The 24,650-nt window shown below is 52.6% G+C and carries 23 protein-coding genes, 1 tRNA gene and 1 pseudogene; 5 read left to right on the forward strand and 20 right to left on the reverse strand.

Annotated elements, in window-relative coordinates; genetic code table 11:
* Positions 1-85: 85 nt before the first annotated feature.
* The 12 genes from SQ11_RS07335 to SQ11_RS07390 form a co-directional block, all read right to left on the reverse strand.
* Positions 86-826 (reverse strand): flagellar motor protein, encoded by a 741-nt coding sequence (locus SQ11_RS07335; RefSeq protein ID WP_041513517.1) that lies wholly within the window; start codon positions 824-826, stop codon positions 86-88.
* On the reverse strand, positions 808-1,536 hold the full coding sequence (locus tag SQ11_RS07340) for an RNA polymerase sigma factor FliA (protein WP_041513518.1): 729 nt from the start codon (positions 1,534-1,536) through the stop codon (positions 808-810). Before SQ11_RS07340 ends, SQ11_RS07335 begins: the two co-directional genes overlap by 19 nt.
* Positions 1,529-2,593, reverse strand: coding sequence for an AAA family ATPase (locus tag SQ11_RS07345; protein ID WP_052494052.1), 1,065 nt, complete (start codon positions 2,591-2,593; stop codon positions 1,529-1,531). Before SQ11_RS07345 ends, SQ11_RS07340 begins: the two co-directional genes overlap by 8 nt.
* Positions 2,586-4,355: a flagellar biosynthesis protein FlhF gene (gene flhF, locus SQ11_RS07350; protein WP_041513519.1), complete on the reverse strand. Its 1,770-nt coding sequence runs from the start codon at positions 4,353-4,355 to the stop codon at positions 2,586-2,588. The genes SQ11_RS07345 and flhF overlap by 8 nt, the downstream gene beginning before the upstream one ends.
* A complete protein-coding gene (flhA, locus tag SQ11_RS07355) occupies positions 4,352-6,430 on the reverse strand; it encodes a flagellar biosynthesis protein FlhA (RefSeq protein WP_156972435.1) in 2,079 nt (692 codons plus the stop codon). Before flhA ends, flhF begins: the two co-directional genes overlap by 4 nt.
* Before the next feature lie 34 nt (positions 6,431-6,464).
* Positions 6,465-7,610 carry a flagellar biosynthesis protein FlhB gene (gene flhB / locus SQ11_RS07360; RefSeq protein ID WP_041513520.1) on the reverse strand — a complete coding sequence of 382 codons (1,146 nt, stop codon included), beginning with the start codon at positions 7,608-7,610 and terminating at the stop codon, positions 6,465-6,467.
* A 164-nt stretch (positions 7,611-7,774) separates the two neighbouring features.
* Positions 7,775-8,695: a flagellar motor protein MotB gene (gene motB / locus SQ11_RS07365; RefSeq protein ID WP_041513521.1), complete on the reverse strand. Its 921-nt coding sequence runs from the start codon at positions 8,693-8,695 to the stop codon at positions 7,775-7,777.
* Between the two features lie 138 nt (positions 8,696-8,833).
* Positions 8,834-9,694: a flagellar motor stator protein MotA gene (gene motA / locus SQ11_RS07370; RefSeq protein ID WP_041513522.1), complete on the reverse strand. Its 861-nt coding sequence runs from the start codon at positions 9,692-9,694 to the stop codon at positions 8,834-8,836.
* A gap of 344 nt (positions 9,695-10,038) precedes the next feature.
* On the reverse strand, positions 10,039-10,623 hold the full coding sequence (gene flhC / locus SQ11_RS07375) for a flagellar transcriptional regulator FlhC (RefSeq protein WP_041513523.1): 585 nt from the start codon (positions 10,621-10,623) through the stop codon (positions 10,039-10,041).
* A gap of 49 nt (positions 10,624-10,672) precedes the next feature.
* On the reverse strand, positions 10,673-10,990 hold the full coding sequence (gene flhD, locus SQ11_RS07380; protein ID WP_041513524.1) for a flagellar transcriptional regulator FlhD: 318 nt from the start codon (positions 10,988-10,990) through the stop codon (positions 10,673-10,675).
* Between the two features lie 321 nt (positions 10,991-11,311).
* On the reverse strand, positions 11,312-12,076 hold the full coding sequence (locus SQ11_RS07385) for a Stp1/IreP family PP2C-type Ser/Thr phosphatase (RefSeq protein ID WP_041513525.1): 765 nt from the start codon (positions 12,074-12,076) through the stop codon (positions 11,312-11,314).
* Positions 12,077-12,190: 114 nt separating this feature from the next.
* Positions 12,191-13,405, reverse strand: coding sequence for a hypothetical protein (locus SQ11_RS07390; RefSeq protein WP_041513526.1), 1,215 nt, complete (start codon positions 13,403-13,405; stop codon positions 12,191-12,193).
* Between the two features lie 686 nt (positions 13,406-14,091).
* Between SQ11_RS07390 and SQ11_RS07400 the strand changes: the two genes are divergently transcribed.
* Together SQ11_RS07400 and SQ11_RS07405 are read left to right on the forward strand one after the other, a co-directional pair.
* Entirely contained in the window at positions 14,092-14,604 is a 513-nt protein-coding gene (locus SQ11_RS07400) for a hypothetical protein (protein ID WP_052494054.1), read from the forward strand.
* Positions 14,601-14,813 carry a hypothetical protein gene (locus SQ11_RS07405; RefSeq protein WP_041513528.1) on the forward strand — a complete coding sequence of 71 codons (213 nt, stop codon included), beginning with the start codon at positions 14,601-14,603 and terminating at the stop codon, positions 14,811-14,813. Before SQ11_RS07400 ends, SQ11_RS07405 begins: the two co-directional genes overlap by 4 nt.
* Positions 14,814-15,113: 300 nt before the next feature.
* Here the strand turns inward: SQ11_RS07405 and SQ11_RS18235 are convergent, their stop codons facing one another.
* The 4 genes from SQ11_RS18235 to SQ11_RS07425 all read right to left on the reverse strand — a co-directional run bounded on the left by SQ11_RS18235 (position 15,114) and on the right by SQ11_RS07425 (position 17,954).
* A complete protein-coding gene (locus SQ11_RS18235) occupies positions 15,114-15,428 on the reverse strand; it encodes a PEP-CTERM sorting domain-containing protein (protein WP_041513529.1) in 315 nt (104 codons plus the stop codon).
* 631 nt (positions 15,429-16,059) lie between these two features.
* Positions 16,060-17,187, reverse strand: a complete 1,128-nt coding sequence (locus SQ11_RS16395) for an HAF repeat-containing PEP-CTERM protein (protein ID WP_052494056.1) — start codon at positions 17,185-17,187, stop codon at positions 16,060-16,062.
* A gap of 181 nt (positions 17,188-17,368) precedes the next feature.
* Positions 17,369-17,704, reverse strand: a complete 336-nt coding sequence (locus SQ11_RS17540; protein WP_041513530.1) for a hypothetical protein — start codon at positions 17,702-17,704, stop codon at positions 17,369-17,371.
* A 161-nt stretch (positions 17,705-17,865) separates the two neighbouring features.
* A tRNA-Leu gene (locus SQ11_RS07425) sits at positions 17,866-17,954 on the reverse strand.
* Between the two features lie 122 nt (positions 17,955-18,076).
* On the opposite strand from SQ11_RS07425, the pseudogene SQ11_RS17850 reads away from it, so the two are divergent.
* Positions 18,077-18,216 (forward strand): annotated as a pseudogene (locus SQ11_RS17850) (IS200/IS605 family transposase); the annotation flags it as partial.
* Positions 18,217-18,352: 136 nt separating this feature from the next.
* Here the strand turns inward: SQ11_RS17850 and SQ11_RS07430 are convergent.
* From SQ11_RS07430 to SQ11_RS07440, 3 genes are all read right to left on the reverse strand, one after another.
* On the reverse strand, positions 18,353-18,844 hold the full coding sequence (locus SQ11_RS07430; RefSeq protein ID WP_041513531.1) for a winged helix-turn-helix domain-containing protein: 492 nt from the start codon (positions 18,842-18,844) through the stop codon (positions 18,353-18,355).
* 173 nt (positions 18,845-19,017) lie between these two features.
* A complete protein-coding gene (locus SQ11_RS07435) occupies positions 19,018-19,317 on the reverse strand; it encodes a transcriptional regulator (protein WP_084226772.1) in 300 nt (99 codons plus the stop codon).
* Positions 19,318-19,464: 147 nt separating this feature from the next.
* Positions 19,465-20,442, reverse strand: a complete 978-nt coding sequence (locus SQ11_RS07440) for a sodium-dependent bicarbonate transport family permease (protein WP_041513533.1) — start codon at positions 20,440-20,442, stop codon at positions 19,465-19,467.
* A gap of 1,915 nt (positions 20,443-22,357) precedes the next feature.
* Between SQ11_RS07440 and SQ11_RS16400 the strand changes: the two genes are divergently transcribed.
* Positions 22,358-22,885 (forward strand): helix-turn-helix domain-containing protein, encoded by a 528-nt coding sequence (locus tag SQ11_RS16400; protein ID WP_052494058.1) that lies wholly within the window; start codon positions 22,358-22,360, stop codon positions 22,883-22,885.
* A gap of 95 nt (positions 22,886-22,980) precedes the next feature.
* Complete coding sequence (locus SQ11_RS17230; RefSeq protein WP_156972436.1) at positions 22,981-23,475, forward strand: hypothetical protein; 495 nt, start codon at positions 22,981-22,983, stop codon at positions 23,473-23,475.
* 138 nt (positions 23,476-23,613) lie between these two features.
* Here the strand turns inward: SQ11_RS17230 and SQ11_RS07450 are convergent, their stop codons facing one another.
* Positions 23,614-24,210, reverse strand: coding sequence for a CHRD domain-containing protein (locus tag SQ11_RS07450; protein ID WP_156972437.1), 597 nt, complete (start codon positions 24,208-24,210; stop codon positions 23,614-23,616).
* Between the last annotated feature and the right edge of the window lie 440 nt (positions 24,211-24,650).

A 24,650-nucleotide genomic window follows, 5' to 3' on the forward strand; every position in this document is an offset into this window, starting at 1 on the left:
AAAATTACGTCGATATTTGGTCATGGTTTGATTGTGCCGTCATAGGAAAATCGGATAACTCCGTAGCAAATCGCCGCTACCTTTCTTACACTACATATCCTTTCAGCCGGCCCGAAATCAGTCTCGGGTTTTCGCCATTGGCGATTCCCACGAGCCCGTCCACCAGCATCTCGCGCATGAGTACCTGGCGCGCGATGAGTGATTTCAGCTTGTTGGCAATTGGTAGGAAAGCCAGGTTGGCCAGACCCACGCCATAAATCGTCGCGACGAACGCCACTGCGATGCCTGCACCCAGATGGGCCGGGTCTGCAAGGTTCTCCATCACCTGGATCAGCCCCATCACGGCTCCCAGAATGCCGATGGTTGGCGCATATCCGCCGGCTGCCTCCCACACTCTGGCGCCTTGGCGGTGGAGATCGTCGAAGGTTTCGATCTCGACTTCCAGTACCCGCTTCAATTCCAATGGTTCGGTTCCGTCCACCACCAGTTGCAGCCCTTTCCTCACGAACGGGTCGTCGATCCCCTCGATATGCGGATCAAGCGCCAGCAACCCTTCCTTGCGTGCGGTGGCGCTCCAGGTTGCGATATGCTCCACCAACGCGGTGGCGTCGAGCAGCGGTGGAATAAATACCCAACGGCTCATTTTCATGCCCAGCACAAACTGACGCACGGGGCTTTGCAGCAATACCGCTCCCAGGGTCCCTCCCAGCACGACAGTAAAGGCTGTAAGCTGGAGGAGCGAACCTGGGTGGCCGCCTTCCAACACCTGACCGCCAAAAACGGCAATTAAAGCGATAACGACACCGATTACGCTATTGAAGTCCATGCGCACTCCTTAAGTTTGACGCGCAGCCGCGCCACCGCCTGATTATGTATCTGACATACCCTGGATTCGGAGACGCCGAGAACCGCCCCGATCTCCTTGAAATTCAACTCCTGTTCATAGTACAACCCCATCAGTATTTTCTCCCGCTCGGGCAGGTTGGCGATGGCGCCGACCAGCACCTCCCGCAGATTGTCGTCCAGCAAGCTCGCCAGCGGGTCGGCGCCGCTGTCGGCACAATTACGCTCAAGAAAATCGTCGTCACCTTCCTCCAGGAAATCTTCGTAATGGATAAGCTGCGTCCCTCGCGCTTCCAGCAGCATCTCCTGATAGACGGCAACGGGGACCTTGAGCTCGCCGGCTATCTCAGTCTCGGTGGGTGCGCGGCCTGAACGTTGCTGCAAGGCATGAACCGCCGCGTCGATCTGACGCACACTCTTGCGGGCGCCCCGCGGCAGCCAATCCATCTGGCGCAATTCATCCAGCATCGCGCCGCGAATGCGCTGCGCCGCATAGGTTTCGAACTGCGCACCCGCAGCCTCCTCATAACGGCCCAGCGCTTCCATCAGACCCATCATGCCCACCTGGATCATGTCATCCACCTCGACGCTAGGGGGCAGTTTGGCAACCATGTGATTGGCAATGCGTTTTACCAGCGGCGCAAACTCGGCTAGCGACTGCTTTTTATCAATGACGCCGGCTGCGTTATACATGTCTCACCATTGGGCCTTTGGGGTTTTTGCCTACCGTGTCATTACGATTAATCTGTCTGATGGGACTGCTATGATCATCGTGCCTGGCGGGACTCTTGGAGTTGGAGGCGCCTTGTCTGATGGAGCCGCTCTGGCCGCCATTATTGCCAGCTCGCTGGCGCTGGTTCTGGCTGCTTTGTATCAGGCATTGCATGAAGCCTCCCAATCCCTTGCTTTTGCTCTCATTACTCTCATTATTCGCATTACTCTCATCCTCGCTGCGTGGCCAGTGATCGAGCGACTCCGCCGCGTGACGAAATGCCGCTGCTGATATGGCGTCGGGAAACATCTCAATTACCGAACGCCCGCGGCGGTTTGATTGCCGGAGCTTATCGTCCGGCGGAATGAAGCCCATGAAGTCCAGCGAGACCGCCAGATAGCGGTGGGCCACTCCCGCCATGTTGTCAAAAATCAATTGTGCTTCAGCCTCCATACCAACCCTGTTGACCAGCACCCGGAATCGCTGGACGCCGCAATCGCCGCTGATATGCTTGATCAGTGCGTAGGCCGCGGTGATCGAGGCCGGTTCGGGAGAAACCACCACCACAATTTCATGATCGGAAAGGGTAAGAGATAGCATTCGGCTGGCTCTGCCCGGTGCCGCATCGATCAGTACCACGTCGGTCGGCTGAGCAAAATCGCCGAAACAATCGATCAGATGGGTCTGATCATGTGAACCAAGCTTCCCAAGGACTGGCATGCCACGTCCCGCCGGCAGAAGGCGGATTCCGTCGGGGCCCGAAATTATCACTTCATCGAGCGCTTTGTCGCGCCGGATCACGTCCAGCAAGTCGCGGTGAGCACTGAGTCCCAGCGTACCCGCCAGATTCGTGGCGCCCGCATTTTCGTCGATTATCAGCACGTCCTTGCCGCCACGCGCCAGAGCTGCCGCCAGATTGATCACTGTACTTGTTTTGCCCGTGCCCATGCTGCCCGAAGCGACGGTGATGATATGCGGGGAATCCTGCGCCAGCAGGCGGCGCAACCCCTCAGCCTGATCCTCGGTTGGATTAGCCAAAGTGAACCCCGCTGCTATCCAGATTAGCTGCACCCCTCTTTACACCTGCCATGAACGTGGGCAATGCATCCTCCGGCATAGCAAAAGGGGAAGCGACGGGTAGATTATTGAATGCGCTATCAATCAGGTGACCGGAATCCGCTAAATGCAGATCCTCAGGAACGCGCTGGCCGGTGGCGACATAGTAAAGCGGCAGTTGATGGCGGATTACCGTGTCAAGCACACTGCCGGTGGTGACGGCTTCATCCAGCTTGGAAATGATGGCGCCCGCCAGCCCATCGCCCTGGTAAGCGTGAACGACTTCGTTTAGCGTATCCCCGCTGGATGCCGCATTGAGCAGCAGCAAACGTTTGATCCCGGTGCCACATCCGGCCAGCATCGCCACTTGCTCGGCCACCATCTTGTCACGCTGGCTCATTCCCACCGTATCTATCAATACCATGTGCTTGCCCCGCAGTTCCGCTAAGGCAAGGACCAGATCTTGCGTATCCTTCACCGCGTAGACCGAGACGCCCAGAATCTTGCCATAGATGCGCAGTTGCTCGTGTCCCCCGATCCGATAACCGTCTGTCGTCAGCAACGCCAGTTTGTCCGAGCCGTGACGTACCACGCAACGCGCGGCAAGTTTGGCCGTGGTAGTGGTCTTACCCACGCCGGTGGGCCCCACCAGCGCATAAACTCCCCCTTTCTCCAGCATCTCGTTCTCATTGCCGATCGTCCGGAGATTGCCCGCCAATACAGTCTTTACCCAGCTCATCGCTTCTTTCTCGCGCTTCTCTTCCTGCTGTCCTTCTTGACCGATGAGCGATTCCGTAAGCTGTCCTACAGGCAGTTGATCCAGCAAGTCGTGCGCAAGCGAAGCGCTGAAGCCCGCTGTCAATAGTTGGGATAGTACCCGCCCGCGTATGGGATGGCGTCGCTGCTGTTCGTTCCAGTTGAGTGCGGCTAATTGTTGTTCCAGGGTACCGCGCATCGAATGGATCTCGCTGAGTACGCTTGCGGCTACCTGGTCGGCGATCTGACGGGGATCAAATGCAAATTGCTGCTTCTTCGCAGGAACAGCCACTGCCCGGGGGACTCGGGTAACTTGGGCAGCCGGGCTGGTTTTTTCGCGCGGGTTGATTGCGACACGCCGCTTTTTGCCGCCGGCCCTGGATTCTGGAGTTACCGGGTCATTCGCCAGCTTCCGACGGCTTGTCGCCTGATGCGCTGCCGGCTCCATTGACGGGCCCGACAATTTGCGTGAGCGCATTGCAGGCTGTCCATATTCGTCTTCGCTGACAAAATCCGGTATTACCTTGCCCTTATACACCCTCGGCGGCATCTGGCTTTTCGTTTGATGTGATTCCTCCGTGAGATCTGAAATTATCCGGCGTTCCGCTTGCTCTCCACGGTTCTCGTGGAAAGAGGGAAAATGAAGCCGGGGTAAATCTTTGATGCCGGTAGCGATCCGCCCTCCTCCTTCAACAACATTTTCCTTAGGCAATGGGTCGATGGCTTGTGCTTGATTCACCGCTTCGACTGGCGGTTCCACCTGGGATTTCGCTTGCCGCACCTCGCTGCCCGGCGTTGAAGCACCTTCGATTCCGTCCGCTATACGCGCAGGCATCAGTGCCGTGATATCGTCAGGGCCCAGCGCAAGTATTTCAATGCCACCGTCCACCGCCCGATTGGAAATTATCGCTCCATCGGGCCCAAGCGCATCGCGTACCAAGCGCAGCGCATCCCGTGTTGTTTTTGCGAAGAATCTTTTAATACTCATACTCTTGCTCCCAGAATAGAGGTAACTTTAATGTTGCTGGAATCGGGGACTTCGGCGTGCGACAGAATCTTGAGCTGTGGAAGAGCTCTGCGCAGAAAGCGCGCCAGCAAGGTCCGCAGCGGTGCCGGCACCAGCAGCACCGGAACGAGGCCTACCTGCTCTTGGCGCTGACTTGCTCCCGCAGCTTCGCGCATCAGCGTATCGGCCAACCCCGGCTCGATGCCGGTGCTGTTCGGGCTGGCTTGCAAGGCCTGCGTCAATAACCTTTCCAGCCCGGCATCCAGTGCCATGACTTGCAACTCGCCGGATTGCGGCCAGATCTGCTGAACGATCGCGCGACCCAGGGCGATGCGAATCAAGGCCGTCAGCTCGTGCGGATCCTGTACACGGACGGCATGTTCGGCCATGGCGTCGATGATGGTCCGCATGTCGCGAATATGCACGCTCTCGTCGAGCAGGTTCTGCAACACCTTTTGCACGGTGGAAAGCGGAAGGAGTTTCGGGGTCAGATCCTCCACCAGTTTGGGCGAATCCTTCGCCACGCGATCGAGCAGTTGCTGCACTTCCAGGCGGCCAAGCAATTCCGCCGCATGGGTGTGCATCAAATGATTCAAATGAGTCGCCACGACCGTACCAGGATCGACCACGGTATAACCCAGTATCTGGGCCTGATCGCGCTGGCCGGCTTCGATCCAGACGGCTGGCAGCCCAAAGGCGGGGTCGCTGGTGGCGAGTCCCGGCAAGCTCCCGGAAACACCGCCGGGGTTGATTGCCAGGTATTGGCTCACGTTGACCTCCCCGGCACCGATGGCGACGCCTTTGAGAGTAATACGGTAAGCATTGGGGCGCAGCTCCAGATTGTCGCGAATATGCACGGATGGAGGCAAATACCCGATCTCCTGCGCAAATTTCTTGCGTACGCCCTTGATCCGACGCAGCAATTCCCCGTCCTGCGCCTTATCCACCAATGCGATCAGCCGGTAACCCACCTCAAGCCCAAGAACGTCGACCGGCATTACATCATCCCAGCTTGCGTCCTGGATTTCGGGTTGCGCAGCAGGTGCAATCGCCAATCGCCCCGTAGCCTGTTTCTCGCGCTGTGTCATCATGTATGCGCCACCGCCCAGTACCACAGCGAGCAGTAGAAAGGCAATATGCGGCATGCCGGGTATCAGGCCCATGAGGCCGATGATGGCGGCTGTCAGAATCAGTACTTGGGGCCGGGAAAAAAGCTGGCTCACGAGTTGGCCGCTGATATCCTCATCCGTACCAACACGGCTTACTACCAGGCCTGCGGCAGTCGAAATGATGAGCGCCGGGATCTGCGCGACCAGACCATCTCCGATGGCGAGCAGGGTATAGTTTCTGGCGGCGGTTGCCATGTCCAGGTCGTGTTGCAGCACGCCAACAATCAGGCCGCCAATCACATTGATGAACAGAATCAGGATGCCCGCTATCGCGTCGCCCCGGACAAATTTGCTGGCACCATCCATCGAGCCGTAGAATTCCGCTTCCTGAGCGATAACGGTACGACGCCTGCCGGCTTCTTCCTCGCCAAGCAGACCGGCATTCAGGTCGGCATCGATCGCCATTTGCTTGCCTGGCATTGCATCGAGTGTAAAGCGAGCCGCGACTTCCGCAATGCGGCCGGCGCCCTTGGTAATCACGATAAAGTTGATGACCACCAGGATAATGAACACAACAATGCCTACCGCGTAGTTGCCGCCCACCAGATAATGACCGAATGCCTCGATCACCTTGCCGGCCGCGTCCGGACCGGTATGGCCTTCCATCAGGACGATGCGGGTGGAAGCCACATTCAGCGACAGCCGCAACAAGGTCGTGAGCAATAGCACCGTCGGGAATACCGCAAACTCCAGTGGCTTGTGGGTATGAATACTGACCAGCAATACCATGATGGAAAGCGCGATATTGAATGTAAACATCATGTCCAGCACAAAAGCTGGTAGCGGCAGCACCATCATGCCGAGAATCATGAGTATCAGCAGCGGCCCGGTCAGGCTGCGAGCGTTCACCCCGCTGAATGCATGGTTGAATTTGGCGATCATGTTCATAGAATAGTCAGGTCGTTCACGGATAAATCAAATGTCATTTTGATGCCGCGTTTTCCGGATCCAATTCGGCAGGCACCTCCAGAGCATCCGGCGCGGCAGGCGCTTTGCCGCCATACTCGCGGTGACGGCGCAACTGGTAAACATATGCCAGTACCTCGGCCACGGCGTTATACAAAGTCTGAGGAATCTCGTCGCCCAGTTCGGCGTGGTGATACAAGGCTCGGGCGAGCGGCGGCGCTTCCAGCAACGGGACATGGTGTTGTTGCCCTATCTCGCGAATTTTCAGGGCGAGCAGATGCGAGCCCTTGGCGACAACACGCGGTGCACGCATCTTGCCGTCGTCATACTTGAGCGCAACGGAGTAATGCGTCGGGTTGGTGACGATCACGTCGGCTTTGGGAACTTCAGCCATCATCCGTTTTCTTGCCACCTCACGCTGCTTGGCGCGGATGCGAGCCTTCATCTGCGGATCGCCATCGGTTTCCTTGTTCTCCTGGCGCACTTCCTCCTTGGTCATCTTGAGTTTGCGATAGTGATCCCACAGCTTGAAGGGCACATCCACTGCCGCGATCAGCACCATGGTGCCCGCTATGGCGAGAAAGCTCATGACAACCAGATTTCCCATGTGACCGGCGCCCACGGCGATCGGCGCGGCAATCAATGACAGTACCGCTTCCTTGTGGTGCCAGATCGTCCAGACACCCGCCCCGCCGATCAGACCGGCCTTGAGAAGAGCCTTGGCCAATTCGATCAGACTATTCAGCGAAAACATGCGGCCCACACCACTGATGGGATTGAGTCGATCAAACTTGGGCTCCAACGATTTCCAGGTAAAGAGCCAGCCGGAAATCAGCATGGGTGCGGTCACCGCCACCACGAACATCAGGATCAGGTAGGGGGAAAAAGCAAACAGCGCTCCGAAGGATTGGTCGAACAATCGATCGAGAAGCAGACTGGAATCGAAGCCGGCATCGCGCGGCACTTTCATTCCATCTCTCATCAAAGTGGAAAGCTGGCTTGTGAGATGCCCGCCCATCAGCCATAGGCTGCAGCCAGCGGCGATCAGAACCGCGAATGTGGAAAGTTCCGGGGAACGGGGAACCTGTCCCTCGTCGCGGGACTTTTCCAGTTTCCGCGGTGATGCAGGTTCCGTTTTTTCGAGGTCACTCTCTTCGCTCACTGCTGACTCCTGAGAATGCGTTCATAATCGGCCATTAGTTACAGGCGTGATTATTGAACGCTTCAGGAATCGGCCATCAAAGGAAAAGAATGGAATTTCTGCCGCAATTCTGCTTTCGAAAATTGGGAGATTACTATCGGGCTGGGTTTGTTGGCGGGTGCCGTTTAACTGGCGGCGTCGGCGGGCTGCAAGGCTTGCACATCCACGGTAGCATTGCTTCTGATTTCCTTCGTTACGCCACCTTCCTTGCTCAAGTCCTCCGCGGCCTTGCTGTTCATTACGATAACGCTGATGCGCCGGTTGACGGGGTTGGTGGCGTCGTTCTTATCGAACAGCACCGCCGAACTCAAACCTACTACACGCATGATTTTTTTCTCATTCATGCCGCCCATGATAAGTTCACGCCGCGAGGCATTGGCTCGGTCGGCCGATAATTCCCAATTGCTGTAATTTTTTTCGCCGCTCGCATAAGGTGTCGCATCGGTGTGGCCTGAAAGACTGATTCTGTTGGGCATTTCGTTCAATACCCCACCCAGTTTTTGCAGGATGGTCTTCGTATGGGGTTGCAACTCGGCTTTGGCAAGCGCGAACATGGGCCGGTTTCTGTGATCGACAATTTGAATGCGCAGACCTTCGGAAGTTATGTCCAGCAGCAGTTGCTCCTTGAAGTCACGCATGGTCGGATGAGACTCGATCAACTGCTCCAACTGACCCTTCAGCACTTCCAGCTTGCGCCTGTCAAGCCGCTCCAGGTCAGCCTGCGCCGCCTTCAGATCGCGCGGTCCGGCACTCGCCTTCCTCACCTGCCCTACGCGCTGTGTTGTATCCTTGCCGCCTCCTTGAATCACGCTGCTTCTGTCGCCACTGCCACTGGCTTTGTTGAGAGGAACTTTGATTGGAGTCTGGAAATATTCGGAAAGACCTTGCAATTGTTCTTGGGTGGTGGCGCCAAGCAGCCACATCAGCAGGAAAAACGCCATCATTGCGGTTACAAAATCAGCGTAGGCAATCTTCCATGCGCCACCATGATGGCGGCCATGCTTCTTGATTCTCTTGATGACGATGGTGCGTTTTTCGTCAGCCATGACTGCATTTTCCTATCATCCCAAATCCGGCAGTTGACCGCTCATTTGCCGGTTTAGCGTTATGATCCATAAAGATCTTTTGCGCCACTTGACCTTTACCCTTGTGGTGAGTTCGCTACAACTACCGGATTAGGGTAATCATTTGTTTTTTGCCTGTCTGACGCGCTCTTCCAGCTCGATAAAATTCGGCCGCTCGGTCGAGTACAGCGCCTTGCGGCCGAACTCGACCGCCAGCGCGGGGGCATAGCCGTTTATGCTGGCCAGCAGGGTCATCCTGATGCACTGCAGCACCTTGGTGGATTCTTCCAGCTTCTGCTCCAACACAGCGGCGCAGGGTCCCACGAAACCATAGCCCAGCAGAATTCCGAGAAATGTGCCGACCAGCGCCTGGGCAACCAGAATGCCCAGCTCGGACGGCGGCAGGCCCACCGATGCCATGGTGTGGATTACGCCCATGACCGCCGCAACGATACCGAATGCCGGCATGCTGTCACCCAATTTGGCGATGCAATGCACTGGGACTTCACCCTCCTGATGGTGAATCTGGATCTCGTTATCCATCAGATTTTCGATCTCGAATGCATTGAGATTGCCACCCACCATCAGGCGCAAATAATCCGTCATGAATTCGATCGCCTCATGATCGGCCAGGACATTGGGGTAATGGGCGAAAATAGGACTTTCCGCTGGACTCTCGATATCGCTTTCTATCGACATCAATCCTTCCTTGCGCACTTTTGCGAGAAGATCGTAAAGTAGCGCCATGAGGTCCATATAAAGAATCTTGGTGTACCTGGAGCCTTGCACGACCTTAGGCAATGCCTTGAAGGTAGCCTTTAGCGCCTTGCTCGTATTGCCCAGTACAAAAGCTCCCACCGCGGCGCCGCCGATCATCAGCAGTTCCAATGGCTGATACAGCGCGACGAGGTGTCCGCCGGCAAGAACAAATCCGCCAAATACCGACCCGAGAACAATAAGACATCCAACTATGACCAGCATTTACCGATACTCCCGACTTAGGTTATTGCGCCGATCGCAAAGGCGCGCCTTGTTGAAACGTTCATCTGTGTAACGGCCGATATGCGGCAAACTTTAATCCGGATAATCAATAAGGACGCGTGATGTGGCGAGACATGTTGCGAGACAGCTTTATCGGCTGGGAGAAGCCCATAACTGGGTTTATGAACGCCGGGCAGGCGGCAAAATTGCCCGCGAACTGGCTACCGATGCTCGCTAGGCTCGGAGAGCCGCCTAATGGATCGTCGGGGTTACAGCAGAGGCGGAAAAGAAAAACCGGTGGAGAGAAAAACTCTCAACCACCGGTAAGGGAGGAATACTCGGTCTCAGGATGCGATAGGTGCGATGGGCGCTGCGGGAGATACGGCGGTGATGCCTGTATGCCCGACCGCACGGGATTTGTTGGTTTTGCCGGCACGTGAGGGGGTATGGCACAATCCGCATACATAGCGGTTATAAAGATCGTGGGTATACACAACGAAATGGCCGCCGCACTGGGTGCATGATGCCGTCTGCAATATGCGACCCTCGAAGAACCGTACCAGAGTCCAGGCACGGGTCAGGCTCAATACCGGTTCCATGTCGCTCATCTGGCAGTGTTCCAGATAAAGCTTGTAGCTCTTGATAATGGCGGCGATACCGCGGCAATCGGCGTGCGCCAGCAGATAGCGGTAAATATCGGCAAATACGGAAGAATGAATATTGGGCTGCCAGGTCAGAAACCAATCGGCTGAAAACGGCAGCATTCCTTTGGGAGGAGAAACACCCTTCAATTCTTTGTAAAGCTTGATGAGCCGCTCTCGGCTCAGACTGGTTTCGCTCTCTAGCAACTGCAGGCGCGCGCCCAGATTGATCATCTCGATTGCGGTCTGAATCTCTTTGGCTTCCGATACCACACTCTTTTTCGCCATGATGGTTACCTTTTATCTGTTGACTCGTACAAACTTTTGTTTTTGTACTTCAGGAAATTTCTTCGACGGGTTGACCCGCCATCAGGATGGCTGCATGGGACTGCATCATGGTCTTCTCTTTTCCGTAGTTGGCGAGCATGCCAAGCACCAGGTTGTCGTCGAAGCGTATGCGGCACAACATCATGTTGGAGTTTGACAGCTTAAGAATCTGGCCGGGCGTCAGAACCGCCAATATTTCGGCGATGTCCTTACTGATCCCCAACCGGAAAATTGCCATATCCTTATCCATTCGCACCATCTGCTGGGCCAGCATCAGGTAGGTCAGATTGAGTTCCTTGATTTCCATTGTCAGTTCATTTGCGTTCATGTTTACCTCCCTTGGATGTGAGGCTCCATTGTGCGCAGTCATGCGGTGCCGTAAAACCGGAATCCATCCGATTTAGGCGTAGGAAATAACCGGGATTCCGTGTAGGAATATTTCCTACATGGAATAGCGGCAGGGATGGCCGGCCGTTGGAGTCCGGCTGAGGTAGATATTGTGCGCGGCAGCTATGGCTAAGTTATATGGGGTTTGATGGTATAACCCAGTCAACGGTCATTCGCCACGAAACTTTAGGCGGAACGGAAAAATATTATTTTTGCCGCCGCGGTAATTGAATAAATGAAGCATTGGCGGGAGTAAAGCCAATCAAACGATACCCCCGCCGGATTCCGCCGGCTCACTTATTTGCACTTCACAAAGAATCACGGTGATATTGTCCCTGCCCCCGGCCGATAGCGCGGCCACAATCAGTCTTTTCACTTTTTGTTGAATCGTTTCCGCCGAAACCAGCATATCCTGAATCTTCGCATCATCCATCATGTCTGTCAGGCCATCTGAACACATGAGAAATATATCGCCATCCAGTCCTCCGCCTTGCAGCATGTCGAAAGATACAACGGGATCAGTGCCAAGAGCATGGAGAAGTATGTTTCTTTGTGGATGATTTCTTGCCTCCTCCGGCGTGAGAATTCCACGATCCACTTGCAACTGTACCAGGGAGTGATCCTTGGTCAGTTGCCGCAAGTTGCCAGCCCGCAGCACGTAAACCCTGCTGTCTCCCACGTGCCCGATCACATACCGGTCGCGATAAAACGCCAAAAGATCCGCTGTGCATCCCATTCCTTCATCATCGGGATGCTGCGCGGTATGCTCGAAAATTCGCTTATTTGCCTGCCTGAACGTCTTTTGGACCAACCCATAGTTAGTTTCTTCAGATGCGGAATCCATGTCGGCAAAGACAGCTTGTGTTGTCTCGATAAAATATGAACTGGCGACTTCTCCCGCCGCTGCGCCGCCCATTCCATCCGCGAGCGCAAAAATGCCGGTTTCGGGCATGACCGCGTAAGCATCTTCATTGTTGCTCCGCCTAAGCCCTACATCGGTTGCCCCCGCTGCGATCAATCTGATCATTCTGCCGCCATCCCTGCAATTGATCCGCCCGCCGGCTGAACCACATTCCCCTACAAATTAAAAGACCGGCGAGGAAGCGCATCCATTTATAAATATCCGAGCTAGATAAAAAAATCAACGGAATCTTCTATCCAATGCATGGTAGAAAGACTCGATTTGCTCTTTTACCCTGCTCGCTCCGCCCCTGTCTTCGCTGGCCAACTCATCCACCAAGGCTTCGATGCCGGGACGCTTCTGCCTCAGCTCGGTTACGACCTGAGCAACATCGGCGGGCTTATAGAAGTCGGCATCAGCCAAACCCGGCAATCCGGCAAAGAAATTCTCGGATTTCACCCAGCCCGCCAAATCGTAGTCATAGGGGAAAACAATCCATTTGCCATTTGCTTCGACCACTTTCATATTCCAGAGGCCTCTGGAAGCGCTGAGATCGTCGGGGGATATGCGAATGATCCAATCCCGGTTTCCGATCAGCGCCTGGAAAAACATGATACGAATAATATTCTTTGCATCAATAGGCTCGATCACGGAACCGGCTGCCCGCGCATCCTTTGGCGCATCGGTAATGCTTGTGAAAATATAGGGCTTATCCGAATCCTGAAAAGGTGCATCCGCGGCGCGAATCTCTTTCCCGTCCGCCTGTTTTACAAAAGTCTTGATATCCTCCAGGAAAAAACCCGGCATAGGCTGATTCACGGCAAAACCGCTTGGCTGCGGCTCGACGGGCCCTTTGCCGGTGCTGGTATCCGTGTAACTGAAAGTGGCGGGCAACACTTGAAAACCCGGAATGGAAAGGTATTCCTGCACTTTGTAGATCAATGCCTCCCGATGCGGCGACAAACCTCCCCAGACCCGGCGAAACCGTGCGGAAGAACCCGGTTTGCCACCACAATGCGTACCTATTCCGATGGAATTCAATCCATCAAACAGCGTTCCTTTTGAGACTCTTTCGCCGCTTGCACGATCTTTTTCGAAACCCAGGCTCATTTTCGGAAACGGGCACTCGGAAGCGGACTGACTGGTATTTCCCCGCAACTCTACTTTTACGGGAAGATCATGTTTGCCGGTGCTATCCGTCCATGCGAGGCGGCCGGGCACCTCGAAATCCCTAATATCCTCAGGTACTTCCTGGTTGGCGATAGCACGATGTTTCCATAGATCCGTAAAGTTGGTTTTCAGGTTGAAGACGATTTTTTCCTTGGAGGAAAAAAGCGGAGCCTTGCTATGGCCAATAGCCGGAGACAGATTAGCGGAATTCTGCGCCTGCGCCGGAAATGAAAACCAGATGACTAGAGCGGCGAGCGTAAACCCATTGATGAGATATTTTTTCATGGAACCTCCCCGGTTGGACTAAGAATTGTCTATGAATCTGCTCTTGCGTAGCACCATGGGCAGCCACAGCGATCACTCCGGCGCTATTCCGTACCAAAATGGATAGTCATTGGAAACCCTTACAAGAACTATAGGCGAGAATTACGGAAAAAACAGATTTATAGATTGTTACCGCGAAGCTTGGTCTCTCATGATTTCTTTAGCGCAGCCGCCTGCACGCCCAGCACCAGAATGGCCGCCAATGCTTCCTCCCAGCCAGTTTCAGCAGATTGCTGCCGCTCCTTTTTCCTGACTTGTCGACCATCCCATCGCGATTCGGTTGTACGTCAGTCCAATATCGACCAATTCGCTTATGGGACGTAAGTCTCATATCGATTGATTCTCCCGTGCACGTCAGTCCAATTATCAATTCATCCATAAATCCGTAAGATGTTTCATGACCGCGGACGACTTTTTCTGTGGCTATAAATCGCATGTATCCATACATTAACCGCATTCGAGGAAAACATGGCAGCTTATAAAAAAAGCATTTCTCTGACCCTACCATCCGATCCAGTCTTCAATAAAATTTACTCCCCATCTGATGAGGTGGTTCAGCCCGGAATTTACAGATGCACTGATCGCAGCACTCTTCCGGGAGCAATGAGAGCCGGGAAACCGGCGCATGACCGCATGGTGGCTGGAAAATGAAAACAACATTCGGGCCTTACACCGTAAATATCGGAAATTCGCTGACGCCGTCAGAATGGCTTGTCAACGCATCGTACTGGCGGAAAGGATATGTCGCAAATCACGCATTAACCGGATCCGACGCAGTGATAGATGCCGAGTTATACGGCTCGGTAGTTGGCACAGTCATGGTGAAACTGGATTCGATCAGTGGACTATGCGCGGATGAAGCCTATTCCATTGAACTTGACGAAATGCGCCGCCGCGGCCGGAAAATAGCTGAACTATCCCGGTTCGCCATCATGCCCGGGCAGCCAACCAGATCTGTCATGGGCGCCATGTTCCACTTTGTCTATTACTACGCGCACCTGCTCAACGGCATCAACGACCTGGTTTGCGAGGTGGTGCCGCGTCACATAGCGGGGCAACGGCGGCTTTTGGGGTTTTCTCCTATCGCCGGACCAAAGCAATGTGAGCGAGTCGGTGTAGAAGCCGCCGTATTGCTGCATAGAACATTGGAATTTTCATGAACAGCGAATGGATTAAACACGATGGCAAGTGCCTGCCGGTGCCAAAGGGAACACGCGTGGATATTAAATGCAGGAACGGCGATAAGATTTATGGCGTCGAAGCTGACATCAAATTAGAAGCCTTGGCCGCTTTCTGGAGGTGTGGGGGCAAGGAAATCCAGTATGACATCGTTGAATACCGTGTTTGCGCGAAGATGCCCCATGGATGAATTTACAGCAATACGGGAGGCCTTGAGGCTGCTCCGAACCTGGGGTGATGCCGGAGTCTCATCTGAATTTCACGACTAGGATTATGTTATCTATAAGATAACCAACATTTTTTACAAATCGAATAACGCTATATATTACCGAATGGCACGCGGCAACCTCGCGGAAAGGAGGTAAATGCTATGACCAAAAGTCGGAAAAAATCTTTTGAAGGGTTTCAGTGGATTTGCAGGGCTTGGATTACGTTAGAGAACGGTACCAGGCTTTATGCTAGACAATGCGGCAAAAAAGCTTTTTGCTTTCTAGTCGCGCCTTTTTATCCTTCGCGATGCGGCAAGGCCTAAGAACCCCGCCCCGATTAGAATGATCGTGCCGGGCTCGGGAACTTGATAGACATGGCCACGACCGGGATTGGAATTCCCATTATTGCTGTTATTGGAATTCCCATTATTGCTTTTATCGGAAGCAAACGTTAGGGAGGAGACCATCTCATCGGAGAGGAGGCCCGGTGGAGGAGTCCAAGCTTTACCAGAATTCGCATTGTTCTTAGAATCCGCGTGAGCTAAACTCATTGACAAGAAACCGATAGCCAGCATGGTTGCAATTGTTTTTAGCATACGCCCCCCCCATTCCCTATTTACTCGGTGAATAAAATCAATATCACGGTTCGTATCTTACGGGGTCAGATGCTGTTGTCTATTGGACAAAGGTACACTCTCCTGATCTAAGGCAACAAAAATCAGAAGTTTTTTACCTTTTTTGTTGCGGTCTTGGAGTGTAGGTTCCAGACCTTGAAGGGGGCGGGCATGTTATGTTTGCTTGTGCCTGCAATGGGATCGGTCCAATGCCTGAGCCTCAATCGAATTATCATCATAACTACATATTTATAATCGAGTATTTGTTAAACCTATTAACCACATACCATCAGAAATACCATCACTTGCCTACCGCTACCCCTCTTATATCCCTGGGGAAGGGCAATAAAAAGCCCGGCAGTTAGGGGTTCTGCCGGGCCGGCGCAAAAGAGGGTAGCGCCCCACGGATGCGATGTCGGGGTATTGAGAAAACCCGGCGCAGTCTCCTGGCCGGGACGGGACGATACTTATGCAAGGGGAAACATTGCCCCGCAGCACAATACTACGGGATTGCTGGGATTTTGCTATGGGACGGATGGACTAAAAACCCACCGAAGCGGGTTTCATATGGGAGGCAGAGCAAGTAGAGCAAATTCCAGCCAATTCAGGTTTCTCATGGAATTTGCTTCCTGCGGCAGGCAACCCAACCGACGAGACCAAGACCGGCCAGCATCAGCGCATAGGATGCGGGTTCGGGTACAGGGGACAGCAGGTAGGTATGGCCATTGCTGGCCTGGGCAACGATCTGGCCCAGGTCATTTATCCCACGTGCTCCGATGAAAGTAAGATTACTGTTTGCCAAGTTCACAAAGCTATTGAGATCTGTCATGCCTGCGCCATCAACGCCGGCGATGAAGGCACGTCTACTATCACTGATACCGCTATTTATCGTATAAGATTCTCCCACCACCCAACCGAAGGCATTGATGCCGTAGGCTTCACTAGAGTTGGCGCCATGCACGGTACCGAGATCGGTCATGCCCACGCCGTTGGGGCCAGTGACAAATGCGTGTTTATAATCGTCGGCAGTGTAGGAGTTCCCTACGACCTGTCCCAAATCGTTGATGGCGGTGGCGGTGACGGAGTATCCCCCCAGGGTGCCGAGGTCTTTCATGCCGTCGCCGTTTGGACCGGTGATAAAGGCGTGTCGGGCTGCATAGTCATAATAGGAAACCCCTGCGACTTGCCCGGAAGCGTTGACGGCGGTGGCCATGCTGTTAACATTTTCACCCCCCAGGGTGCCGAGGTCTTTCATACCCACCCCGCCGGGTCCGGTAATGAATGCATGAACTTGATAAAATCCGAGCGGTGTATTGGTGAATCCCACCACTTGCCCGCTATCGTTAATGGCGGCAGCTCCAGTAGCATTACCCCCCAGAGGCTCAAGATACGTTATGCCCACACCGTTAGCGCCGGTATAGAATGCGCGGGTATCAGTCCAATTAATGCCAACTTGCTGCGATCCCGTCATTTGCCCCATATTATTGATGCCGCCAATGGAAGACCCACCACCATTCAAGGTTTTTCCCACACCATCCGGACCGGTAATAAAACCTACAGAGGTTACAGAGTCATAGTATCCCACGATATAACCCGCCACCTGCCCTCTGGCATTGAGGCCGGTTGCAACGATATTTTCGCCCAGATCCAGAGCGGTATAATTTGCAGCCGATGCGGATAGCGAGAGTATAAGGCCGGCACTCAAGGTCGTGGCAAATATGAAGGAGTGGGTAGTTTTCACAGAAAAATATTCCTATAAGTGGTTTCTTTCAGAAGGACAAAAGTTATTTATTACACAGGTATTTCTTGATCTCGGCAGAAAAGAATATCGGTATTGGCTACAGGCAAGCAATATACATGCCCTAGCCAGGAGTTATATACGTATCAATTCCTTATCCCCACCTCATGCGATTTTCACTAGCTCAGCTGTAATAAACTTCGACAACAAAATGACATTCGGGCTGCGCAACAAAAATGTGGTCTTCCAAGGCTGTATCGAGGTTGAATTCGCTCCATTCCGCATGACGTAATTCGCCTGGACGTACGAATACCAGTGGGGCGAGCTGCAACGCGCACAGGGTAACGAAGGAACCGCTATAACCATCGATATCCCGCAACAGGGTAGCTATCCGCGCTGGATCGGTGACGCTGGGATGGTGCCTGACCCGCACTGGTGGAAGGGCACCGCGCAAGTCGGTAAGCTTGAAGGGCTTGCTACCGGACTTGGCGTTGCGTACGGCAGGGTCGGTAAGAGGCATGATGGTATCTCGCTAGTTGGTATTTAACCTACCAGCAAAAACACCATCAAGAAGAAGGGTATGTGAAGAAATACTTTGAAACAGTGTGATACAAACTTCCGCTCTATTCCTTGTATTAATTGTGTTTCCGCTACGTCTTGATACCTACTGAAACCCTCTTTTGGTGCCCGGAGCCGGAATCGAACCGGCACGGGCGATTAGGCCCGAGGGATTTTAAGTCCCTTGTGTCTACCAATTTCACCATCCGGGCGCTTTGATATACTGAATAAATTGTGCCGCTTACATCGGAGCTGCCGCCATTTTAGCGGTTGACGCATAACCCGGCAAAATCTGGCAATGATAAATGCTTGGCACCATAAAAAATTCTATCACAAGAAGAAAATATTTGGCGTACTGCCACGGTATTGGGGGGAGATGTTTCACGAGTTAGCCTTGCGCAAGGTGTCAAGGATTGTGGAAGGGCATATGCTGAGAATCAAGTCCACATATGCTTAAGCATTCCGCCGAGGTACCCTGGCAGGGTGCTATAAAAACCCTGTTTTCCGGCGCCGCTCTTTGCAGGAAAAGGATGATGACAGGTTGGCTGGAGTAAAAAAAAGCCAAATTTACCTTTTCGAGGATTGGGGCAATCACAGTCTTCCCGGATTGCTATCTCTTACGGCCCAGCCGCTCCCAGGCCTGCATGACAGTTGCATTCATTCGCGGATACTGGACGAGCTTTGACCACCCATGGCGCCTTAGCAGCTGATAAACGGTGGATATCGATACCGACCGGCCGACAGCCCGCTCCAGTTCCACCTTCAGTTGAGAGACGGGAAGAGTTTCCGTATTTTGCGACTTGGCGACAAAAGAAGCGAGAAATTGCACTTCCTCATCCAGGCTCATCCTCGCATGGTTGCGCAGGCCTTTTTTTGTCTTGACCTGTTCCTGGCCAGCTACGATTCTCTGGAATCGGGTGCGTAGCTTGCCCGTACGACTCTTGGACAATCCTATAATGGTTGCGGTCTGTTCAAGCGACAGTCCAAACTCCAGCGGAAGAAGCAATGCCTGAGCCGCACGCAATGCGTCAACCGTTTTAGCTGACGCGATTCTTTCTTTCGCCGCCTCTACAAACTCTCGTCCCATTGGAGGTCTTGCCATTTTTATTGCTCGAGTCAATTTGTTGATAAATCAGCTTGGGCACGTCAGGGCATAGACGATCCAGCAGACCCGAAAGTACCCTACTTGCTGACGTCATGCTGTCCAGCCCTACTGGCGCTCTTTCAAAATTCCTATGTCATGGATGGGATGGAATCACCCTTCCCATCAATACATCAGTATGAAGCCGCAGGACCTATTACCCAGCTGCAGTCTGAAATCAGGCACATTCCGCCGAACTCTTTCAGCCGTGGACGCAGCGCCATTACGAGCCTTTCCGCCTGCTGTTCTTCGCACGCCAGAATCACCACGGCATTTTTTTCTTCCAAAGCGTAGTCGTCAGGACGCCGCTCGCCACGCGACCCCAGCCCTCCCGCATGTTTGATGAATGTGTATCCGCGAACATTCGCCGTCCTGCACAGCCCCAGCAAGTCCCCGAGCGCCTCTTCGTCCACGACGATTTCGATTCGTTTCATTGCAATTAAGGTATCCGGTCTCATAATCATGCCTTTGTTCCCTCAAATATACTCACGGTAGGAACCCGAATTTTTAGAATCAGAATATGCATTCGAAAAGTTCAGGAAATTAATGTCATCCACTCATAAATCCCAGTGCTGCTCCCGCTATCCCCCTCCTGCCAAGTGTTGGGCGATGGCGTAATAGGTGGGAACGCCGATCACGATGTTGAATGGGAAGGTTACTCCGAGCGATAGAGTCAGGTAAAAAGAGGGATTGGCCTCCGGTATCGCAAGCCGCATCGCCGGGGGTACCGCGATATAAGAGCAGCTGGCCGCAAGCACAGTTACCAGGGTGACGCCGCCTACCGAGTATTGAAGGTAGTAGTGGCCAACCAGCATGCCGACGGTGGCCCCGATTATGGGCATCAGTACACCGAAACAGACCAGGAAGACGCCCACTGATTTGAATTCCGATATTCTCTTCCCGGCCTCCATCCCCATGTCGCACAGGAAGATGCACAATGCACCCATGAATATGTTTTCAAAGAATGGCTCTACCTTCTTGTAGCTCGGTTCCGACACCACGTAGCCGATACCCATGGACAAAAAAAGCAGCAAGATACTGCCGTTGGTGAAGGCCTCTCTCGCCAGGTGCTTGAACATTCCTTTCTCACCCTTTTGTGCACCGCCCATGATCTTCCGGGAATATCCTGCCAGGACAAGGCCAATCATGATGGCGGGAGACTCCATGATTGCCAGCATGATGACGGGATAAGCTTCGTAGGTTACGCTCATGCTGCCCAGCATCGCCACTGCGGTCATGTAGGTTCCGGCGCTCACCGAACCATAATGTGCGGCGATAGCTGCTGAGTTGAGCGGATCAATCTTGCCGACGCCTCGCAAAATGATATAGGCGACGATCGGCAGGCCAATCCCGAACCCGAACGCTGCGAACACCGCAGGCATAGCATCTCCGATCGGTGAATTAATGAACGCCCTGCCGCCATGAAGCCCGATGCCTATCAGCAGATAAATCACAATCATCTTGTGCATATCGGGCGGGAACTTCAGATCCGATTTGACGAGACATGCGAACATCCCTAGGGCGAAAAAAAGAATCGCCGGCACCAGAAGACTAGACATTAATAAACTCCTCTTGTTAATGGTCAACCTGGTAGGATTATTCCGATCATTCGTTCTTCCTACCACTTCATTTAAGGCTCTCGGTCATGCACGCACTCGAGCCCTTGACTTGAACGTTTCGAAAGCCAGCTACTCAAAGGCAAATAACTCTCCAGTTTCCGCAATTGCTGCGGAAATTACAGGCATCGTCTGGTGATGGATAGCGCTTACGAAGGGGCGAAATACGGCAGTTTGCATTGGATCATGGCTTCATCCCGGCCGCACCGCCCAAGCTCAATCAGCTCGAGTCTTCATGATATGACACAGTCATGTATCTGCGGTGTAACGAGATCGAGCGACTATCCAGGAGGCTGGAGGAACGCCGGTGCATCTTCTCTCGCTGCGAGAAACTTGATGTGATGTTCATTACCTTTATCCATTTTGCGTTGGTCATAGAGGGACTTAGATAGCGTTAACAGGCCCCTAACTGAAGAAAAAATGCAAACATCGTGAACTCACCGAATTTATCTCGTGATAAAGGATTCAAATTCTGGTTGCTGAGAAATTAACATACCGAACGTTAAGAAAACATTTTCTATGCGTGATGTATTTGTGAATGTGATAATAATTGCCCCACTTTCGAATTAAATTTGTACTTCCTTGCCAAACCCACGCTGAAAATAATATTATTTTCAGAAATAATATTCATAATGACTAGAATCGAGAATTAAAAAAACAGAGTCTTAACGCCTTGAAATGTGGGCTTTGAGTAATTCCCTGGACCCCATCGATCGGTACGCTGTTCTTAACGCTCATTGCCCGGCAGGAACGCAGATGTAGTCCGCAATCTCAGCAATCTTTTTGCCGGCATCATTTTTTTCTCATCTGTTATCCGCTGTTCAGTTTTGATTCCCACGATGCGGGACTGCAATTCAGTAAGCATTTCTCGATCAATCTCAAGGTTGGCAGTACCTATGCTCTAGGCATCGATGGGCTGTCGCGATCTATGATGACGTTCGACTATAACGCCCCTCGCTCCCTCCAACATAACCCGCGGCGTCTAGGAATATTACGGAAACATACTCTTGATCGAATTGGGAATGCTGGACGTATTCCTCTCCCAAGATGAGTCTCTCTTCTGTATCTTCCGGAAGATAACCTTGATTCCGATTTTTTTCTGATAGATCGCCGGGGTGGAAAGCGGCGGCGAGCCTTAACTTCGTGCATACGCAATGGGGGCTCGATCTTCACACTGATCAGCCTCATTGTCGTGTATCAGGTGCCAGAGCATGTTTCCCTGATCAGCGCGGTAAGCCATATTTGGGAAAACGTGCCGAAAGATCAGCAGATCTGGACATTCCTCGGCTATTTATGATCAGATTCGGAGTCGAGATGCCTATCTTCGCTGCATGGATAGCTACCGCCTGGTTCATGCGGAAACCCCTCGGTCAATATTCTGCTACCCCTGCTCGGGATGATGGCTCGCTAACGCATACCAGAACGCCTAACGCCAGCCTGCATGAACGCAGCATTTAGTGCAATCGTGCGAGCAAATCAATCTACTGTATTCAGACTTTGCATCTATGGGCCAATAATTATCGTGTTTCTCTCTTCCATCACAGCCCATGATAAACATCTTGTTTAGATCATTAAAATAATCACACAAACGAATTGTTTACTAATATAAAATGGGGAGCATGGAAAATGCCAGCAGGGTGCTTGCAAGACCGGCAGCGCAAAAACAGGCCTCAGGCTCCACTCAGGTTCCATTTTGACAGATCTCATTACCCATGCCTTACGTCAATTCTAGGGCGATCTGATAAAATATCGCATTTGTGGCCGATTCGCCATCATGATAAATTGCAGCCGGAAATTTAAATAGTTAAACGATTTGTTTACAAAAGCATATTAAAAAGTAAAGGAGAGCTAAACAAAAATGGAAGATAGCTACGCACGCCTGCTGAGAGCGGCTAAAGAGCTCAGGGGAGCCAAGAATGAAGCCGCTGTCGCTTCGCTGCTCAACATCTCGGAGCAGGCGCTCCATAATTGGAAAAGCAGAGGCGTCCCACGAAGAAATTTAATTGAAATTGAAGCCAGGATTGGCGCTTACCCGAGGTGGATCGCTACCGGGGAAGGCGACATGAATGCTGGAATGTGGTCCAATCAATCCACCGAATCTCTTATTTTCGATGTGATAAATGCGATGAGGTTTATGGCACCGGAAGACGTGCGTTTAATGGCGGAATTATCTAAAAGATTTAGCAAAGAAAAGCACAACGCCAATATTCAGAAGAAAACTCCTAATATCCGAAAGCCCGCTTCTGCTCACCTATCCTGTTCCGCCGCCTTCCCATTCTGGTCAGACCGAAGAACTATTGAACGGAGAACAATGGACAATCCAACATGGCACGGGACTAAAGACAGGCGGAAATACGAAAGGAATGCAACGAACCGCCAAAGTTGACTATCGGGTTTTATTCTCCTATCCGATATACCGGTGAGCCTGTTAATGCATCACTCAGCGCGGGTTACGGATAGAAACCAAGGAAGCCAAAGAATATGAAAATTGTTGAATTGAAGCAACAGATATCGCGACATTCACTTGAAGAACTTCAGCGTTCTCATTACATCCTTGAGGCGCTAATGGCGGGCCTATCCCCCCACACTCGGAAAGAGCTTGTTAGTCTGCTCCAAACTTTATCCGAGGGTGCGGCGTCTCGGGAATCATCTGATTCTATTCGTCAAAGAGCCCTACAGATTGTATCCGGGATCTGCAAACCGGCTCCGATTCCAGAGCAGGGTCATGTAAGAACCACGCCACGTGAATATCAACAAAGATCAGGAGAAAGACGGCAACATGATAGACGGCAGCAACCCGCCAATTCTGGTAAACCCTGGACAACACAACAGGAGCAAGTTTTAAGAACTCTCGCTGAGCAAAATGTTCCGGCAAGACGTATTGCACTAAAATTAGGCAGAACCTCCACAGCAATTCAATCCAAGGCCAAGGAAATTAATGTGCCCTTGAATCCGGTCAAAATGTCGGCAACCTAATAAAGCAACCGTATCACGCAGGGGTACCGTTACTATAAAATGGCAAAACCCATAAAACCGATGCGGAATAAGCATACGATCAAACAATAAGGAGCCAGTGGCTCCTTATTGTTTTCCAATCAGAACCGTTTTTCGGAGTCAGAGGCGGCGACGGCGAGCCACCATGCCTATCATGGCAAGACCGGCTAACAGCATTGCATAGGCTTCGGCTTCGGGGACAGGTGCGAGAAAGCCACGAATCTCCCCGGCCGGGAAAATATTGGAGTGAATATTGGCGTAGGCGGTACCTCCGTCCAGTCCTGCCGCCAGTGCATTGAATGCGCCGCTGACCGTGCCCCCGTTAGCGGCAATGAATGCCGGGTTGTAACTTGACGCATCCGACATGTCGAAGGTGCGATCATAAGTGCCCGATGCCACGCCGGAGGGAAAGTCCGTGAATGTGGGTAGCGTAGTCGCTACACCGATCGTACCGGCTCCAGGTACAGCCGTACAGCAATGGATATGCGAAGCGGTAACATTTCCCTGAAGGTCATTGAAACTCTCCTCAACCCGCATCGTCACCAGATCGAAATCAATGGTGATCCTCGCCATACCATTGCCAGGAGAGTCATTCGGCGGGGCTTCGCTGAGCCCATCAAGTGGAGTTGTGTATACGATCTGGTGGGCAGAGGCGATAGTGGACATGGCAGTGACTGCCATGAAAAGTGATCCTGCAAACAAGGCGCTGAGTTTCATGATCTTTTATCCTTTATAGGGTTAACTGCCAGATGAGATGGCAAGAGAATGATCAGCAAATCGTGAAACGGCATGACCAGAAACATGGAACACAAACAAAGCTGAAACCATTGTACATATCAGCATTGGGTTTTCAATAGTACTTTCTGGCTCATCAACGCGCTTGGAGATCCTGCGTTAGTTTTCCAATCCCCCCATTCAATGCTTACTGGCTTTTATGATCATTTTTAACGAGAATACCAGGGAGTTGTTCTATCTGGCGGAGCGGAAGAATTCTTCATATCCTGCTCCCATTACCAATCTGGCTCGCGTAGATCCCGCGAAGCAATCTCGCAAGAGATGAGGGTTGCAGTAAAATTGAAAATTTACCGCATGATACTTTCCGGCGTTCCCTCGCAACTTGCCCTAATCTGAGGCCGGACCTTTCAGGATATTTGTCA

Source organism: Nitrosospira sp. NpAV, assembly GCF_000832065.1.
Taxonomy (GTDB): Bacteria; Pseudomonadota; Gammaproteobacteria; order Burkholderiales; family Nitrosomonadaceae; genus Nitrosospira.

Coding starts and splice junctions, on each gene's coding strand:
- SQ11_RS07335 (WP_041513517.1), bottom strand. CDS start 826: ATGGACTTCAATAGCGTAATCGGTGTCGTTATCGCTTTAATTGCCGTT.
- SQ11_RS07340 (WP_041513518.1), bottom strand. CDS start 1,536: ATGTATAACGCAGCCGGCGTCATTGATAAAAAGCAGTCGCTAGCCGAG.
- flhF (WP_041513519.1), bottom strand. CDS start 4,355: ATGAGTATTAAAAGATTCTTCGCAAAAACAACACGGGATGCGCTGCGC.
- flhA (WP_156972435.1), bottom strand. CDS start 6,430: ATGAACATGATCGCCAAATTCAACCATGCATTCAGCGGGGTGAACGCT.
- motB (WP_041513521.1), bottom strand. CDS start 8,695: ATGGCTGACGAAAAACGCACCATCGTCATCAAGAGAATCAAGAAGCAT.
- motA (WP_041513522.1), bottom strand. CDS start 9,694: ATGCTGGTCATAGTTGGATGTCTTATTGTTCTCGGGTCGGTATTTGGC.
- flhC (WP_041513523.1), bottom strand. CDS start 10,623: ATGGCGAAAAAGAGTGTGGTATCGGAAGCCAAAGAGATTCAGACCGCA.
- flhD (WP_041513524.1), bottom strand. CDS start 10,990: ATGAACGCAAATGAACTGACAATGGAAATCAAGGAACTCAATCTGACC.
- SQ11_RS07385 (WP_041513525.1), bottom strand. CDS start 12,076: ATGATCAGATTGATCGCAGCGGGGGCAACCGATGTAGGGCTTAGGCGG.
- SQ11_RS07390 (WP_041513526.1), bottom strand. CDS start 13,405: ATGAAAAAATATCTCATCAATGGGTTTACGCTCGCCGCTCTAGTCATC.
- SQ11_RS07400 (WP_052494054.1), top strand. CDS start 14,092: ATGAAAACAACATTCGGGCCTTACACCGTAAATATCGGAAATTCGCTG.
- SQ11_RS07405 (WP_041513528.1), top strand. CDS start 14,601: ATGAACAGCGAATGGATTAAACACGATGGCAAGTGCCTGCCGGTGCCA.
- SQ11_RS18235 (WP_041513529.1), bottom strand. CDS start 15,428: ATGCTAAAAACAATTGCAACCATGCTGGCTATCGGTTTCTTGTCAATG.
- SQ11_RS17540 (WP_041513530.1), bottom strand. CDS start 17,704: ATGCCTCTTACCGACCCTGCCGTACGCAACGCCAAGTCCGGTAGCAAG.
- SQ11_RS07430 (WP_041513531.1), bottom strand. CDS start 18,844: ATGGCAAGACCTCCAATGGGACGAGAGTTTGTAGAGGCGGCGAAAGAA.
- SQ11_RS07435 (WP_084226772.1), bottom strand. CDS start 19,317: ATGAAACGAATCGAAATCGTCGTGGACGAAGAGGCGCTCGGGGACTTG.
- SQ11_RS07440 (WP_041513533.1), bottom strand. CDS start 20,442: ATGTCTAGTCTTCTGGTGCCGGCGATTCTTTTTTTCGCCCTAGGGATG.
- SQ11_RS16400 (WP_052494058.1), top strand. CDS start 22,358: ATGGAAGATAGCTACGCACGCCTGCTGAGAGCGGCTAAAGAGCTCAGG.
- SQ11_RS17230 (WP_156972436.1), top strand. CDS start 22,981: ATGAAAATTGTTGAATTGAAGCAACAGATATCGCGACATTCACTTGAA.
- SQ11_RS07450 (WP_156972437.1), bottom strand. CDS start 24,210: ATGAAACTCAGCGCCTTGTTTGCAGGATCACTTTTCATGGCAGTCACT.